We start from the raw sequence: 16,663 nt of genomic DNA on the forward strand, positions 1-16,663 counted from the left end.
TCCCAACGCCTGACTGCATTTCAATGGGACGAGATTTTGTCAGCAGCCTGAATAGCGCTCTTTTAATGTGTTTGTTTGACTAGTGCGTCTGCTTGGCTTGGGCTTGGTTCAACCAAGTCTCAAGAATTATTCGCGCGGCAATAGAGTCGATGGGGTTATCTCCATAACTGCCTTTATGGCCTCGCTCTTGAGCTTCTTGTTTTGCTTCTCTCGATGATAGCCGTTCATCAACTAATTCTGTCGGCAGACCAAATCGCCCGTTGATTCGATTGGCAAACTTTTTGGCTCGTTGCGATAGCTCACTAGCGGTACCGTCCATGTTTACTGGATGGCCAACCACCACCAAGTCGGGCCGCCATTCTTTGAGCAGTTGCTCGACCAGATTCCAGTTAGGTACGCCATCTTGCGCTTTTAGCGCAGACAGTTCTCGACCGGTAAACGACACGGTTTGGCCAACGGCTACGCCAATGTTTTTAAGTCCGTAATCAAAGGCGAGCACGGTTTTGGGTAACGGTTTAGTTGTCACGACGATTGGTTAATGAACCTAGGCGTGACCGGCTGTTTGCGAAATGAGATTGATATCAATGCCCATGCATTCCGCTGCCGCTTTCCAGCGCATAGAGGTTTCTGTTTCAAAAATCACTCGGCTATCGGCGGGTATGGTTAACCAAGCGTTGTCGGCAATTTCTTGTTCGAGTTGGCCTGCTTCCCATCCGGCATAACCTAAAAATACCAAATATTTTTCTGGGCCCTCACCGTCGGCGATGGCTTCAATAATATCTTTAGAGCCGGTCAGTAATATTTCTTCCGAAATTTGCGCAGTGTTGTCCCACTCTTTATCAGTTGAATGCAGTACAAAACCTCTTTCGAGCTGAACAGGGCCGCCGGCCAATAATTCGCAATCGCCAGAAATGCCCTTGTCTTCACAGCCCATTTGCTCAAACACTTCAGACAACTTCATGGGTAAAGGATGGTTTAAAACCAGACCCATGGCACCGTCTTTGTTGTGTTCGCAAATATAGGTGATGGAATGACTGAAATTCGGATCATTAAGCCCTGGCATGGCAATCAAAAAATGATTCGCCAGACTCAATGTACTTAAATCGGAGGTGTCGGAAAATTTATTCATGATTTGATTATTGGGCGTGACGAACTTATTTACAAGTTCACAAGAGAATATCTTTGTTAAGAACCGGTAGACAATCCATCAATTTCAAAATACCAGGTGCGGATAATTTCTAGTTGGTCTACATCTTCTCTAATAGCGCTCGGAAATTTAGGAAACGGCGCAGACAGGTGAACAATTTGAATAGCTGCGTCATCTAAAACCTTATAACCCGAGCTTTGCAATACTTCGGCTGAAATTAGGTTGCCGGTATGGTCAATAACTGCCAGTAAGCGAAGCTTACCGTGAATACCGGCATTGAGTGCTTCTTTCGGGAAGTTTCGATTGCCAACAAACTCAACCTTTTGACTCCACTGCTGTAAATATTCCGCATCTGCTGACGCTATGGCCGCCACAGAGGTTAGGCGACGAATGCGAGGTTTGCGAGCGTAGGCTTCGCGTTGTCGGTCAAGCTCAGCCTTTAGGCTAGCGATTTCTTCGCTGGCTTGGCGAATTTCAGAATCTTCTCCGGCGGTTTGTTCTAACGCGGTTTCTTGATCTTCACTTTTGGTGGTTGCTCGATCTTTGGCTTCAGATTGAGAAACGATCACAGTTTTTTGGTTGATCGCAATCTCTGAGTTTTTCGTCCGCGCTTGTTCAACGCTTCTAATTTGTGTGTCGTTGAACTCCGACAGTTGTTCAGTGGTAATGGGTTTGGCAACGTCTTCTGTGCCGCTACCCTCTTGGTTACTTTGAGCGATAAAGTCGGCTTTTTCTGGCGCCTTGTCTGATTTCGATGTCACCAATGTAATGTCGAGGGTGTTACTCGTTTTGGGGTTAATTTCAATATCGAAGGTAAGCCCAAAAATAATCAACGCATGAATCGCCGCGGCAACAAATAAGGTGAAGGTGAGTCTTTCGACCGGTTGTACTTGTGTTTGAGCTGCAATCATGGATGGATAAAATTCGATTCAGTTGTAATGAAGATAAGGATAAGAGTCTGGCTAACCAATTGAGTATAAAAGGATTCGCTCAACTGAGGAAGTTGCCGGATTCGTATCTGAGTACTGCGCCAATAAACCCATAAAAACAGAATGAGCCGATTGGTTGAAACTCTTTGTGTTCTAGGGGAGCTTGTGCTTTAGAGAAATTGTTGTCTTGATTAATGAGAGTACATTGGTTGTTGAGCGATAAACAAAAGCACCGTCATAATGTTGAGCGGTGCTTTTGTTTATAGGAACCTCTGATTAACTCATCCATGATTTAATCAGAGGACAGAAATTGACAATGCGATTTCCAATTTCTTCACAATTTCAACCACTTATCGTTCTTGAAATTGGCGACACATCCTTGTGTCGCGAGAAACTCTGGTTAATCAGAGTTTCCTATACTGTTTTCAGGCAGAAATTATTTGGATGACAGTTTTTCTTTGATTGCAGTCATAAGCTTACCGCCAATGTCTGTTTCATAGGCCGCATCAATTTCGCGAACACAAGTCGGACTGGTGACGTTTATTTCTGTTAAATAGTCGCCAATAACGTCTAAGCCGACAAATAACAAACCTTTTTCCACCAGTGTTGGTGCAACTTGGCTAACAATCCATTCATCGCGTTCGGTTAATGGTTGTGGTCGGCCGGTTCCACCTGCTGCGAGGTTGCCTCGGGTTTCTCCTTGCGCTGGAATTCGCGCCAAACAGTAAGGAATCGCTTGCCCGTTTACCACTAAGATGCGCTTATCACCGTTGGAGATTTCTGGAATAAATTTTTGCGCCATTATTAGATTCTGACCGTGTTGGGTCAGAGTTTCTAAGATCACTCCTACGTTTGGATCATCGGGCTTTAATCGGAAAATACCGCTGCCGCCCATGCCATCTAAAGGCTTAAAGATTACATCGCCGTGCTCGCTATGAAATTTACGCAATAAACCGTAATCCTTGCTGACGAGAACCGGTGGACAACATTGCGGGAATTGAGTCGCAAATATTTTCTCATTACAGTCGCGAAGCGATTGAGGTTTGTTCACAACTAAGGTGCCTAATTTCTCGGCGGCTTCTAAAATATAAGTGCTGTATACGTATTCGTTATCAAAGGGCGGGTCTTTACGCATTAAGATTGCGTCTAGGCTCTCAAGTTGAATGGTTTCTGGTTCTGATTTCTCGAACCATTTTTGCATGTCCATGAACACTTGTATTTTGTGGGCGATTGCTTTGGGGCGACCTTGATCCAAAAACAAACTTTTCTGTTCCATATAATAAAGTTGCCAGCCTTCTTTTTGGGCAGCTAACATTAAAGCAAGAGTAGTGTCTTTCTTTACAGCTATGGACTCAATAGGGTCCATTATGATGCCAATTTTTTTTGTCATAAATTAAGATTCTCGTTTTTCAATAATACGTATTGATATCAGTTTTATGTGATCTGGGCCAAGGTTTTACAGAGGTATTACTTTACTCATCCCGGTATTATTTAAATATGCCGTATAATGGCGGTTTATAGATAATCCAATAGAACTGTGGTAAAAACTGGCGGTCGATTTAAGGCGAGCCCTTCTTAGATTGAGATCGCCATATTATTTGAAGAGCTTTTTAGTTTACCGTGTGCTTAATTACTATTGGTTTTGCAAACTCTTCAAATTGAATGATTTTATAAGAACTAACTTGTAATTGAACTCACTGTCAAGGTTACGCTATGGATGTGAATTTAGAACGATTAAAAGTCATGGTAATTGATGACAGTAAAACCATTCGGCGCACTGCTGAGACCCTCTTGCAAAAAGTTGGTTGCAATGTAGTCACCGCAACTGATGGTTTTGATGCCCTGGCGAAAATTGCTGATACCCGCCCTGATATAATTTTTGTTGATATTATGATGCCTAGGCTAGATGGTTATCAAACCTGTGCATTAATTAAAAATAACAGCGAGTTTAAATCTACGCCCGTTATTATGCTTTCCAGTAAGGACGGATTATTCGACAAAGCGAAAGGTCGAATTGTTGGTTCTGATCAATATCTGACAAAACCTTTTAGTAAAGCAGAATTATTGGGCGCCATCGAAGCCCATGTTCCTGCAAAAGCCTCTTAATTTCTCCTCTAATAAGCGTGCATATACAACCAAACTCTAGGTTTGGTTGTGAATGCTTCGCTTTCTCGCGTATAACAGATGTTTCTGTCTGTACATCTAAACGGTTGCATAAACAAACATTGAGTGAATTTGTACTATCGGCCTATAGCTTGCTTTTGGTCGTTGCTTGTTTTTTATAGGTGCTAAAATAAGCAGACAAGATTGAGAAATCAATGAACCTTGCGACGGATCCATTAATAACAATATTCATAACCAAATGTTTTGATTTAAATTCTTTTAAAGTTTTTGTGAATAACGAACCGGTTCTACGAGGTAATTCCTAATTAGCGCGTTAATATAGCGCACGTTAAATAGGAAAAGATTCGAAAAGAAGCTTATTTTCGAAGGCTAAGCGGTGCTTGATGCTGTGAAGAATTGGTCTCGCTGTGATATCTTAAGAGCTATTATTAGCTTTTATTTGTAAGTAACAGTATTTTAAGAACATTGTCGTAATATTGGTCGGCAATGTTTGCCTATCAAAACGCTGTTACTCAGTGTTTTGATACTTTGCGTAGAGTTTGATAAAAAGCGCTTGTGTGAATCGGTGGCAAAAAGCACCTCTACTTTGGTCGACGATCAGCTCTGACCAGTTGGAAGTGTGCTACAAAGCTAACCGTTGAATTTGATTTTAGTTCTAGCTGAAGTGTCAATTTTTAAAGTAAGCATTTATATTGACTGCTTTTCTAGACCCTTCTGATATTTTTAGGATGCGAAACATGACTACTGTTTTAATCGTTGATGATTCACCAACAGAAACACATAAACTTACAACAATGTTGGAAAAAAACGGTTATTCGGTTTTAACAGCGCCCAATGGCGAAGCTGGTGTAATTGAAGCTAAATCACATATGCCGGACGTTATCTTAATGGACATCGTGATGCCTGGATTAAACGGTTTTCAGGCAACGCGACAATTGTCTAAAAACGACCAAACATCTTCTATTCCAGTGGTTATTGTTACCACAAAAGATCAAGAGACTGATCGAGTATGGGGGTTACGTCAGGGCGCAAAAGCTTACCTAACCAAACCTATCGATGAAAAACAACTTATCGAAACTATTTCGAGCATCACTGGCTAATTACGGTTAAAGAGGTTGAGTCGGTGACAGATCAAAATACGGCGTTTCGAGCTTTAGCCAGTTTAGCCTCGCGCTGCCGGTCATTTGCTCGCGACTTGCCTGCCCAAGAAGAAACCCAGCAGCAATGGAGCGGTTTGGGTTTCGGTTTGTTAGGCAAAAATTTTATTGTGCCTATGGGGCAGGTTTCAGAAGTTTTGGAAGTGCCTTCATACACTAAATTGCCGGGCGTAAAGCCGTGGGTAAAAGGTGTTTCTAACGTACGTGGTCGCCTGCTTCCTCTTATGGATTTAGCATCCTACCTCGGTTATCGACTAACCAGTCCAGTAAAGCGTCAGCGAATTCTTATTCTGGAAAACCAAGAACTTTATTGTGGTTTAATCGTAGATCACTCCTACGGTATCCAACATTTCTTGGCTGAAAACTACCAACCAGAAGCCGTTATTGACGAAGAAACCTTAAATCCGTTGTTATTAGGTAACTACCTAGATACTAACAAGGGCAAGTGGTTTGTTTTTAGTATGGTTAATTTGATACAAACCCCAGATTTCTTATCGGCGGCAAAGCTGTAGTGGCTTATTTTTATTTGGGGTCACATTAAAACTGCTGGTAAGTCGATAGAATTCGCATTGCAGTGATGTAGTAAACACAATAACCACTGATTAGCTTATTCTTGATCTAATCGGCTGGCAGAAATTAAAAATGCGACTCATCAATTTCAATGACGTATTGTTGTTGAAATTGATGCATGTTCTTATGTCGCTGGAAACACGAAATTAAGCAGAGTTTCCTATACTTAAAAATTAGCGTACGGATATTTGAACCACTCAAATACCCCTTGTATTGATGTAATTATTTTGTAATCTGCTTGCTGTACCTAAGCAGACACTCGTTAAAGTTGAACGATTGGCGTTGTGTGAGTACTTGCAAAGCAATCAGGATTATTTAAACGGAAGCAATAACCCAGAAAACGAATCGTTCGGGAGAGCGTTAGCATGAAAAGTGATTCCAGCAACCTACTGGTTTCTGTCCGCAAGAGCCCCGTTATGGCTGGGCTGATTTTGGCCTTGGTTCTTTTGTTAGGATTTATCATCTACGGCTTGGTGGAAATTTATCGGGCTTCCGAAAAAGATCAGGGGTATTTGCAGAACGTTTCTGACTTGCGAGCGTTGTCTTACCGTCTTACTGGTTTATCTCGGGCCTCTACAGAAGGTGACGAAGAGTCGTTTGCTGAACTGCAACAAGTAATCACCTCAATGAATAACGACTGGACCGAACTAAAGACCAGTGGCATTCAGTTGCGTTCTTCTGTACAAGAAGACTTCCGAAACTTCGAAAGTATCTTCCAACGTATTCAAGACAACATCAGCGTGATTCTTCAAAACGAAGACACCATTCTCTTCCTTCACGACGTTGCTACCACTCTTAACGAATCTCTTCCTGAGTTGCAGGCTGAACATAACAGCATCGTTGAAATCTTGCTTGAAAATAACTCTCCCGGTGAGCAGGTTTCAGTGGCACAAACTCAGTCTTGGCGTGCGGAACGTATTGGTCGTAACGTGGATAAAATGCTTCGTGGTGGCGGAGATGCTTCCGAAGCCGCTGACCAGTTCAACCTAGATGCGAACTTGTTCGGTAAGGTTCTTAACGGTATGCGTGAAGGTGACGCGCCGATGGGAATTTCCAGAATTACCGACAGCGACGCCGTAACAAGCTTGAGTGAAATTTCGGAGTTATTCGAATTCGTAAACTCTTCCGTTCGTGAGATTTTCGAAGCCTCTCCTTCTCTATTTGCTGCGCGCCAATCATCAGAAGCCATCTTAAACGACTCTCCTGAACTTCTAGAATCGTTAAACGGTTTGAGTGCTGACTTACAAAACCTATCCAGCACACGTACCTTCAACACTATTACCATTGCAATCTTAGCTGGCTTGGCTGGTATCTGTTTGATCGCCATTGCATTGCAGTTATTGGGCGCAACACGTAAACGTCTACGCGCAACTGCTGAAACCAACGAACGTAACCAAAACGCGATTTTGCGTCTTCTTGACGAACTGGCCGATCTTGCAGACGGTGACTTAACCACAACCGCAACCGTAACCGAAGACTTTACCGGTGCGATTGCCGACTCTATTAACTACACCATCGACCAGTTGCGTGTACTGGTATCACGAATTAACGAAACGTCGGCAGGCGTTGCATCGGCATCTCAGGATACTCAGCAAACAGCACTGCACCTCGCCGAGGCAGCAGAGCATCAGGCTCAAGAAATTGCCGGAGCATCTGCCGCGGTAAATGAGATGGCTGTGACCATTGACCAGGTATCTGCAAACGCCGCCGAATCAGCATCGGTTGCGGAGCGAGCGGTATCGATTGCAAACAACGGTGCTAAGGTCGTACAAAACACCATCCACGGGATGGATACCATTCGTGAGCAGATCCAAGATACTTCTAAACGTATTAAGCGTCTGGGTGAATCGTCACAAGAGATTGGTGATATCGTATCGTTGATTAACGACATTGCCGACCAAACCAACATTCTTGCACTTAACGCTGCTATTCAGGCATCGATGGCGGGTGACGCCGGTCGAGGCTTCGCCGTAGTAGCGGATGAGGTACAGCGTCTTGCGGAACGTTCTGCGGCGGCAACCAAGCAGATTGAGGCGCTGGTTAAAACCATTCAGAACGATACCAACGAAGCCGTAATCTCGATGGAACAAACTACCGCCGAGGTGGTACGAGGTGCCAGACTTGCACAAGATGCGGGTGTTGCACTGGAAGAAATTGAAAACGTATCGACTACCCTTGCTGATCTGATCCAGAACATTTCTAACGCCGCTCGTCAGCAAGCCTCTTCTGCTGGCCATATCTCTAATACGATGAACGTTATTCAGGAAATTACCTCGCAAACTGCATCAGGTACTAGCGCTACTGCGGGCAGTATCGGAACACTGGCGTCGATGGCGATGGAACTTCGTGAATCGGTTGCTGGTTTCACCTTACCCGAAGGCGGTCTAAATGAAACCGGTGCTCATCATGTTATTGACGAAGATGATCTTCCCGTTATGACCGAGACCGTATCTGGTTTTGGTAATTCAGGACAACACGGCTATGTAGCCACATTGGATGACGCTGTCGATTTGGACAACGAATTTGATGGCGACATTCATCTCAGTGTTGAAGATGATACCGACAGTCTTCGCTCGAATGGAAAGAAAAAACCGGGCGTTATTGTTTAATTGCTTGAGAAATAGCCTTGTCGACATGGAAATCCATGCCTCCGGTTCTGTTTACGGAAGAGCATGTTCGCCTTTGGTCTGAGCTCTTAGAGCAAAAAACAGGCGTCCAACTCGGCGAAATTCAAGATGGGCACTTAAAGACGCAAATTACAATGCGTATGCGAGAGCTGAACACCGTCGATGTCGGCGAGTATTACCAGCGCGTGTCAAAAGATTTAATGGAATGGGCAGCCATAATGGAAAGGCTGCTCGTAAAAGAAACCCACTTTTTTCGCAGTCGCGAATCCATAAGCTTGGTTAAAAATAAAGCCTTTAAGCATCTTAATTCGGCTCCTGCACAGGAAAGTTTTGATGTTTGGAGTTTAGGTTGCTCCACCGGTGAAGAGGCCTATGGCCTTGCTGCCGTTATTTTTGATTGTTTCAGATTGGCAGTTGAAAAGCGTTATTTTTCGGTGCTGGGTACCGATATTAGCGCCTCTGCATTGGCCCATGCTCGCAATGCTGTGTACGGAAAAAGCCGATTGTTAAACCTCAGTGATGAGGAAAAAAAACGCTACTTTGACGTGGTCGCTGGTGAAGAAAAATACAAAATTCGACCGGAAATTGCCGCTCGGGTGAATTTTGTACGCGGCAACATCTGTGAACTCGACAAAATGCCGAGATTACCGATGGACGTGATTTATTGCCAAAACCTGTTGGTGTATTTTCGTCGCTGGCGTCGCAAAGAGATTTTAACCAAGCTCATAGAGCGCTTAAAACCAAAAGGTTTGTTGATTGTCGGCGCCGGGGAAATCGTGGGATGGCGAGATGAAAATCTCACCCCGATTCCAGCACAAGGTGTTCAAGCGTATCAGCGAATTTAGAAATAGGTTGTAAATCACAGGCTCGGTTTATCCGAAATGCCTTAAACAAGAACAGAATTTACAGGTGCTGATCAAGAGAACTGTCGGCACTCCAAGTAAAGAGGAAGACTTCCGAAATGGGAGAGAATCGAAATTTTGCTGCTCTTGACTGGGTTACCCAGGAGATTGACGAGACCCTCTCTCATGCGCGTGATGCCCTCGAAGATTGGGCTAACGATCCCAACGATAAATCTAAGATTCGTTTCTGTCTCGGCCACATTCACCAAGTGCATGGCTCCTTGCAAATGGTGGAGTTTTACGGTGCGGCATTACTTGCCGAAGAGTTAGAGCATCTCGCACAAGCCCTGTGTGATGAAAAAGCTCAGTATGTGGTAGACGCTCAAGAAGCATTGATGCGCGGCATCGTTCAGCTGCCCAAATACCTCGACTACATCAAAACTCACCGCGACGATCAGCCGGCAATGATTTTGCCATTGCTGAACGATTTGCGCGCTGTCCGTGGCGAAAGCTTGTTATCTGAATCGAGATTGTTTAATCCCGATTTAAAACCGGCAACGCAATTTAACAATAAGCGTATCGAAGCCAGTATTCATCCGTCGCAATTTTTGTCGGTCTTAAAAAAGCTGCAACAAATGTATCAATTTGCTGCGGCGGCAATTATTCGCGGCGTAAAAGTTAATGAAAATATTGTTTACCTGAATAAAGTTTTAGCTCGGCAATATAAATTAACATCCGGTACGGCCAATCAACCCCTCTGGGAAATCAGCTTAGCGCTGGTTGAAGCTCTCGAAGAAGGTGGACTGGAGCTTACCGCCTCGGTAAAACTTCTTTTACGTCAATTAAATCGCCAATTTAAAATTCTTCTTCATTACGGCGTTGCTGGATTGGATCGCAAATGCGATGAAGAGCTGCTTAAAAACTTATTGTTTTATGTGGCTATTTCCACTCAGCACGGCCGTTTTGTCAGCAAAATCCGCGAAAAGTATAAGCTCGGTGGTTTCTTAAATTCCGACAGCGACACGCCGGTTAACCTACAGTCAGCACCCGATACCGCAGCAATTCGCTCGGTGGTTGCAGCGTTAAAAGAAGAACTGCGTACCATCAAGTTTAATCTCGACGACTGTTTAACATCAGACACGGTGTTGGACGTTGTTAAAGAATCTTTCCCAATCGCGCAGCGAGTTGCCGACACCTTGGCCATATTGGGTGTTGGCGATATTCGTAAACAAATGCTTGCCCAAGTTTCGGTCATGGAATCCATTCTGGGGACCGGAGAATATAGCGAGCAGCAGTTGTTTAATCTCGCATCTGAAATGATCGATATCGAAAGTCGATTGGATGCGTTAACTCGCGGTGTAAAACTTGCCCGTAACGACATTGATCAACAAAAAGCCCAGCAATTAACTCTTGCGCAAGATGTTGTCTTGGCCGAGTCGCGCAATGGTCTGGAGCAAACAAAAGACTGCATTATTGAGTACATTGCCAGTCAGTGGGATCAAAAACACCTTGAAGGCGTACCGAAACTACTGCGCGAAATTCGTGGCGGTTTGGAAATGGTACCTCTGTCGCGTGCAGCGCAGGTTTTGGGTGGATGTGCAGAATTCATTGAGAAAGAACTGCTTGTTGGTAACCAATCGCCCGAATGGCGAGTTTTAGACACCTTGGCAGATGCTATCGCCAGTATTGAATATTACCTTGAGCACCTAAGCTCCAAAGATGGCCAAAACGACGATGAAATGCTGTTGGCCGTTGCTGAAGACAGCGTTCGTAATTTAGGTATCGATCTGTCTTTAACGACAAACTCCGGTAGCCAGAAAAATAAAATGGCTGATAAGGCGGCGGATACTCACGCGGAGCCTTCAGCAATCGACATTGATGAGGCCGCAAAAGAAGAGGCGCCTGCGGTTGCTGCGTTTGAAGATCCTTGGCGAAAAATGCTTTCCGGTGAATACACATCGCCTCAAGAAAGCGAAGAAACTATCGAGACCAAAGCTGATTCAGAACATGAAGCAGAACAAGACCTCGTAGACGAAGACCAGCTTGTCTCAAATGAGCCTGCAACTCCCGCAACGGTTGAGGCCGACTCAGAACCTGTCGCCCGCGACGAAGAAGATTTAATCGATGATGAAATTATCGAAATCTTTATCGAAGAAGCCGAAGAAGTTAAAGAAACCATCGCAGAATACTTCCCTCGTTGGTCTCAGGATTTTAACGACAGCGAAGCCTTAATCGAATTCCGCCGTGGTTTCCACACCTTAAAAGGCAGTGGTCGTATGGTTGGCGCCAGCGATATTGGCGAATTAGCTTGGGCCATTGAAAACATGCTTAACCGCGTGTTGGATAAAACCATCAAGCCCGACGTTATGCAGGTTGAACTGATCAACCGTGTTTTAGCACTATTGCCGAGCTTAATCGAAAGCTTCAGTAAAAATCGCCCCAACCCTCAACCTGAGTTATGCCGTCAGTACATGAGTTGGGCGGATGAAATTGCTTCAGGCTCTGAGCCTGAAGCTCTGTTGAATCCTGCAGAAGAAAAATCACAAAAAAAAACCGTCAGTCCGGGTTTGGCGTTAGATCCTTCGTCACACCAAGAGAACGTTGATTTAGGTGCTGAATTTGATCAGTCTCATCCAGAATCTGAATCCGTTTTAGCCATCAATGATGAGAACCTGATAGAAACATCAGAACCTGAAGTTGATGACGACGATGAGACTCTTCTTTGGGAAATCTTCAGTGCCGAAGCTCAAGGCCACTTAGAAGTTATTCAAGAATACATTGATGAGATGGATGACGCGGCGCCTGTCTTTGAAGCGCCCAGTGATCCTATGCAAAGAGCTCTGCATACCTTAAAAGGCAGTGCTCACATGGCTGAGGTTGGGCCGATTGCTCAACTTGTTGGTCCTTTTGAAAGTTTCGTCAAAGAACTGCGCAGTTATCAACTCGCCATTGATGAAGATATCCTAACGCTAGTGAAAGATGGCGTTGCTTATATTCATTTAGTACTCGATCAAATCAGTCACAATGAAGCGCTGGATATCCCCAAGCTTGACCAATTTCTAGCGCGTGTTAGTGAGCTGCGCGACAAAACCATTGGTCCAATCGTACGCCAACAAGACGCATCTCAGCAGGCAAAACCCGTCGATCCGGAGTTGTTGTCAATCTTTATGGCCGAGGAGATGAATCTGCTACTCGATGCAGATGTATACCTCGAAAAATGGCGTCAAGATCAAATCTCACAAGCCGAAGTTCATGCCATCTTAAATGAGCTGCATCTGTTGGTTCAGGGCGCAAAACGCGCCAACTACCCAGACATGGCTCAGCTCAGCAGCTTGCTTGAGCGTCTTTACCATGTTGCCTTAGACGGCTCCTTAAATCGCACTTCACGCTTCTACGAAGTTCTTAATCGCGGCCACGATTTCTTGCTAGACATGATCGATTCGGTTGCCGCTGGTCAAAATCTTCCGCCGTTATCGATGCAGCTTCGCGCCGAAATGGAGCTTCTGTTGGACGAAGCCAAGGCTAACGCTCTGCGTGCAGATCAAAGCTTGATTCAATCTAGCGATGCTGATGACGAAGTACTTGAAGATGAAATCCTTGAAGAAGACGAGGTTCTTGCAGAATTAGAAACCTTCGATAGTTCCGATTTAACCTTGGTTGATGAGTCGGAATTAGATGACTCAGAAGAGCAACCCGCATCGGCGGTTGGTTATGAATCTAGCGAAGAACCCATAGCCAGTTTTGACGTGGAATTGGTTGATGAGACCGACGAAGACGTTGAAGCAGGTCTTAACCAAGTCAATTCCGAATCTCCATCGGCACCTGAGTCTAGAGTGGGGTCGCTGGACGACGCAAGCTGGTTTACCGTTGGTTTTACACCGAAAACTACCAGTGAGCCTGATCAGGCTGAGGATGCCAGTGCCCAAGATTCTGAATTGGTCGAGTCCGCAGATGATTTAGAGAGCGAAGACGATCTCTATCTTACCGCAGACGTATCCGGCGAACAGGTTCAGGATATACATGACTTTACCGAGGCTGAGTCGGAGTCCGAATTTGTTGTAATTCTTGAAGAAAACCAAGACATCGTCGATCAAGCGCACAACGAAGAAATTCCAACATTGTTGAGTCCAGATGACGATGTTGAACTGATTGACGCAGAGCAGAACTTCGTTGACGACACCACCGAAGTTCACGAAGAGTTTGAGCTTGAAGACGACGAAACACTGATCGATGATATTCCGATTCTAGAAATTGAAGACGAATCTACCGGCGAAATTTTAGACTCGCCGCTCAAAGACGAATCTCTGGTTTCCGAGCAGTACGCCGAGAGTAATGATCTTGAATTTATCGACGAAGATCTTGAAGACGAAATTCTCTCTGAAGTAGAAGCAGAGGCATTCACTGACGCCGAAGCTGCGGAGCCTGAATACGAAAATATCGATCTCGATGTAGGGGAGTCTCTTGAAGTCGTTGATGACAATGCTCTTATCGACGATGACATGGATTCCATTGGGCTCGATGAAGATTTGTCTATAGAGGTTGACGAAACCTCAGAATTGGCTGATTTGACCGTTGATGATTTGAATAACACCGAGCAAGTAAATCAGGTAATTAATGACGAGCCTGAAGTTGCCTCCATTCGGTCTTCTGAGCCATTATCCAGCGGTGTTTCCGCACAGCCTCTCGAAACCGCCGAGCACCTATCTGATTTAGAACTCGATAACGACATTGTTGAAATCTTTGCGGAAGAGTCCTCTGAATTACTCGAAGAGATTGACGTTAGCGTTCACGACTGGATGGAAGACTGGACGCGTGAAGACTGTTCCGAAAAGCTCAAACGTTTACTGCATACCTTCAAAGGAAGTGCGCGTTTGGCGGGTCTCATGGGTCTTGGTGAAGCGGCTCACGAATTTGAGTCTTACCTGATCAAAGAAGGTCGCGGTGAATTAGACGATGGCTTCTTCAACAAGGTAAACGCTTATTACGAGTTGCTGTACACGTCATCTGACAAGGTGCAAAACTATTTACAGCAACAACCTGTCGCTGGATTAAGAAAACTCTTTATCGCTGGCGAACTGGATTTATCCGACCTCAATACCAACGCTGGATTGGCGTCGTCACCAGCAGCCGTTGAGTCTGCCGATGTAGAGCCCGAGCTTCCCACGACAGATGAAAGCTATGACACATCGGTTGATGACGAACCGCTTGAGGGCGAGCTTACTCTGTCGGCCGAGCCGATTCACGTATCACAAGCTCAAACAATTACTTCAGATTCCATCTCTAATGTCGTTCCTTTTGCACCGCGAAAAACGCTACAAGAGACACCGCAACAGCCATTAACACCTATTCGCAGCAACGAGCGCCTTACGGCTCCACCAGTACAAACTCTAATGGGCGCGCAAATCGCACAACGCGGTGCTGCACAAGAATCTGTAAAAGTGGCCGCCGAGCTTTTAGAGGAGCTAGTAAACCTCGCCGGTGAGACTTCAATTTCTCGCGCGCGTATGGAAGAACAGGTCAACGAGATCGGCTACACGCTCGACGAAATGGATTTCACCATCGATCGTTTACAAGAGCAGTTACGCAGACTTGATATCGAAACCGAAGCGCAGATTCTGTTCCGCCAAGAGCAAATGGAAGCGCACGAGGATTTCGACCCGTTGGAAATGGATCGCTATTCTCAGTTGCAACAGCTGTCGCGTTCCTTGATGGAGTCAGCGTCGGATTTAATCGATTTAAAAGACACGCTTTCTAACAAAACACGCGATACCGAAACCCTGCTGTTGCAGCAGTCGCGTATTAACACCGAGTTGCAAGAAGGTTTGATGCGTTCGCGAATGGTACCTTTCTCGCGCTTGGTACCAAGGCTTCGTCGTATTGTTCGCCAAATCTCAACAGAACTTGGTAAACGCGTTAACTTCGAGCTCGATAACATCGAAGGTGAATTGGACAGAACCATGCTTGAACGCATGGTGGCACCCCTTGAGCACATGCTTCGAAACGCCGTTGACCATGGTATCGAAATGCCAGAGGTGCGCGTCAGTAACGGCAAAAATGAAGTCGGTACGATTCGTCTCGGTCTTGGCCGAGAGGGCGGCGATGTTATCTTACGTTTGTCGGACGATGGTCGAGGCATCAACATCGCACGCGTGCGTGATAAAGCCATTGAACGCGGCTTAATGACCAAAGATGCCGAGCTTTCCGACAAAGACATCATGCAGTTCATCTTGCATGCAGGCTTTTCCACCGCAGAAAAAGTCACGCAAATTTCCGGTCGTGGCGTCGGTATGGACGTTGTAAACGCTGAAATCAAACAGTTGGGCGGTTCGGTCAGCATTAACTCGCAAGAAGGTCGCGGCAGTGAATTCATTATGCGTTTACCGTTCACCTTGTCGGTAAACCGCGCCTTAATGGTTGTGATTGGCGAAGATTATTACGCGGTACCTTTGAATACCATCGAGGGTATCGTACGCGTCAGTCCCTACGAGTTAGAGCATTATTACAACACCCCTGATGCCCGTTTCGAATACGCCGGACAGCAGTATCAAGTTAAGCACCTTGGTAATCTTTTGGATGAAAATCATCGCTACCAAGTCGAAGGTCATGCCTTGCCGCTGCCGGTATTGTTGGTTCGTTCTCAAGAATACTCGGTAGCTCTGCAAGTAGATGGCTTAATGGGTAGCCGCGAGATTGTGGTGAAAAGCCTTGGACCGCAATTTAACGGTGTGGACGGCCTTTCTGGCGCTACCGTTATGGGTGACGGTTCGGTGGTTGTGATTTTAGATTTGTTGGCGTTCGTTCGACGTCTCGTTGCTCAGTCTTACATGATTGAAGCCAACGCAGAGCACAAATCTGGAACAAATCTACCTGAAAAAGAAGACATTGTTCGCACCGTCATAATCGTGGATGATTCTGTGACCGTGCGCAAAGTAACAAGCCGCTTCTTAGAGCGTGAAGGCTTTGACGTGATGACCGCTAAAGACGGCGTCGATGCAATACGTCAGCTTCAAGATCGCGTTCCCGATGTCATGTTGCTTGATATTGAAATGCCACGGATGGATGGCTTTGAGGTTGCTAAAAATGTGCGATCCACGAGCCATTTGAAAGACCTGCCCATCATCATGATTACCTCTCGTACAGGCTCTAAGCACCGAGAGCGCGCATATGAACTGGGCGTAAATCATTACCTTGGCAAGCCATATCAAGAAGATGATTTGCTGTATCACATCAACTTGTTAACAGGGCAGGCCCAAATACAGGATTAACT

At 45.3% G+C, this 16,663-nt stretch carries 10 protein-coding genes; 6 read left to right on the forward strand and 4 right to left on the reverse strand.

From position 1 onward, the window contains the following. Positions 1 to 79: 79 nt before the first annotated feature. From ruvX to gshB, 4 genes are all read right to left on the reverse strand, one after another. The gene (gene ruvX, locus ACYQ28_RS00575) at positions 80 to 526 is read right to left on the reverse strand and encodes a Holliday junction resolvase RuvX (RefSeq protein WP_460047310.1); all 447 of its coding nucleotides are present in this window, start codon (positions 524 to 526) and stop codon (positions 80 to 82) included. 18 nt (positions 527 to 544) lie between these two features. Further along, complete coding sequence (locus ACYQ28_RS00580; RefSeq protein ID WP_460047311.1) at positions 545 to 1,129, reverse strand: YqgE/AlgH family protein; 585 nt, start codon at positions 1,127 to 1,129, stop codon at positions 545 to 547. A 56-nt stretch (positions 1,130 to 1,185) separates the two neighbouring features. Then, complete coding sequence (locus ACYQ28_RS00585; RefSeq protein ID WP_460047312.1) at positions 1,186 to 2,058, reverse strand: energy transducer TonB; 873 nt, start codon at positions 2,056 to 2,058, stop codon at positions 1,186 to 1,188. A 454-nt stretch (positions 2,059 to 2,512) separates the two neighbouring features. Next, positions 2,513 to 3,466: a glutathione synthase gene (gene gshB, locus ACYQ28_RS00590; protein WP_460047314.1), complete on the reverse strand. Its 954-nt coding sequence runs from the start codon at positions 3,464 to 3,466 to the stop codon at positions 2,513 to 2,515. 323 nt (positions 3,467 to 3,789) lie between these two features. Here gshB and pilG point away from each other — a divergent pair, with 323 nt between their 5' ends. The 6 genes from pilG to ACYQ28_RS00620 all read left to right on the forward strand — a co-directional run bounded on the left by pilG (position 3,790) and on the right by ACYQ28_RS00620 (position 16,661). After that, positions 3,790 to 4,182, forward strand: coding sequence for a twitching motility response regulator PilG (gene pilG, locus ACYQ28_RS00595; protein WP_460047315.1), 393 nt, complete (start codon positions 3,790 to 3,792; stop codon positions 4,180 to 4,182). A gap of 755 nt (positions 4,183 to 4,937) precedes the next feature. After that, positions 4,938 to 5,300, forward strand: coding sequence for a response regulator (locus ACYQ28_RS00600; RefSeq protein WP_460047317.1), 363 nt, complete (start codon positions 4,938 to 4,940; stop codon positions 5,298 to 5,300). 23 nt (positions 5,301 to 5,323) lie between these two features. Continuing rightward, positions 5,324 to 5,869, forward strand: coding sequence for a chemotaxis protein CheW (locus ACYQ28_RS00605; RefSeq protein WP_460047318.1), 546 nt, complete (start codon positions 5,324 to 5,326; stop codon positions 5,867 to 5,869). 423 nt (positions 5,870 to 6,292) lie between these two features. Then, positions 6,293 to 8,536 (forward strand): methyl-accepting chemotaxis protein, encoded by a 2,244-nt coding sequence (locus ACYQ28_RS00610; RefSeq protein ID WP_460047320.1) that lies wholly within the window; start codon positions 6,293 to 6,295, stop codon positions 8,534 to 8,536. A gap of 35 nt (positions 8,537 to 8,571) precedes the next feature. Continuing rightward, positions 8,572 to 9,399: a CheR family methyltransferase gene (locus ACYQ28_RS00615; protein WP_460047321.1), complete on the forward strand. Its 828-nt coding sequence runs from the start codon at positions 8,572 to 8,574 to the stop codon at positions 9,397 to 9,399. A 116-nt stretch (positions 9,400 to 9,515) separates the two neighbouring features. Further along, complete coding sequence (locus tag ACYQ28_RS00620) at positions 9,516 to 16,661, forward strand: hybrid sensor histidine kinase/response regulator (protein WP_460047323.1); 7,146 nt, start codon at positions 9,516 to 9,518, stop codon at positions 16,659 to 16,661. The last annotated feature ends 2 nt before the right edge of the window (positions 16,662 to 16,663 follow it).

The sequence above is a fragment of the Sessilibacter sp. MAH1 genome (assembly GCF_054658315.1).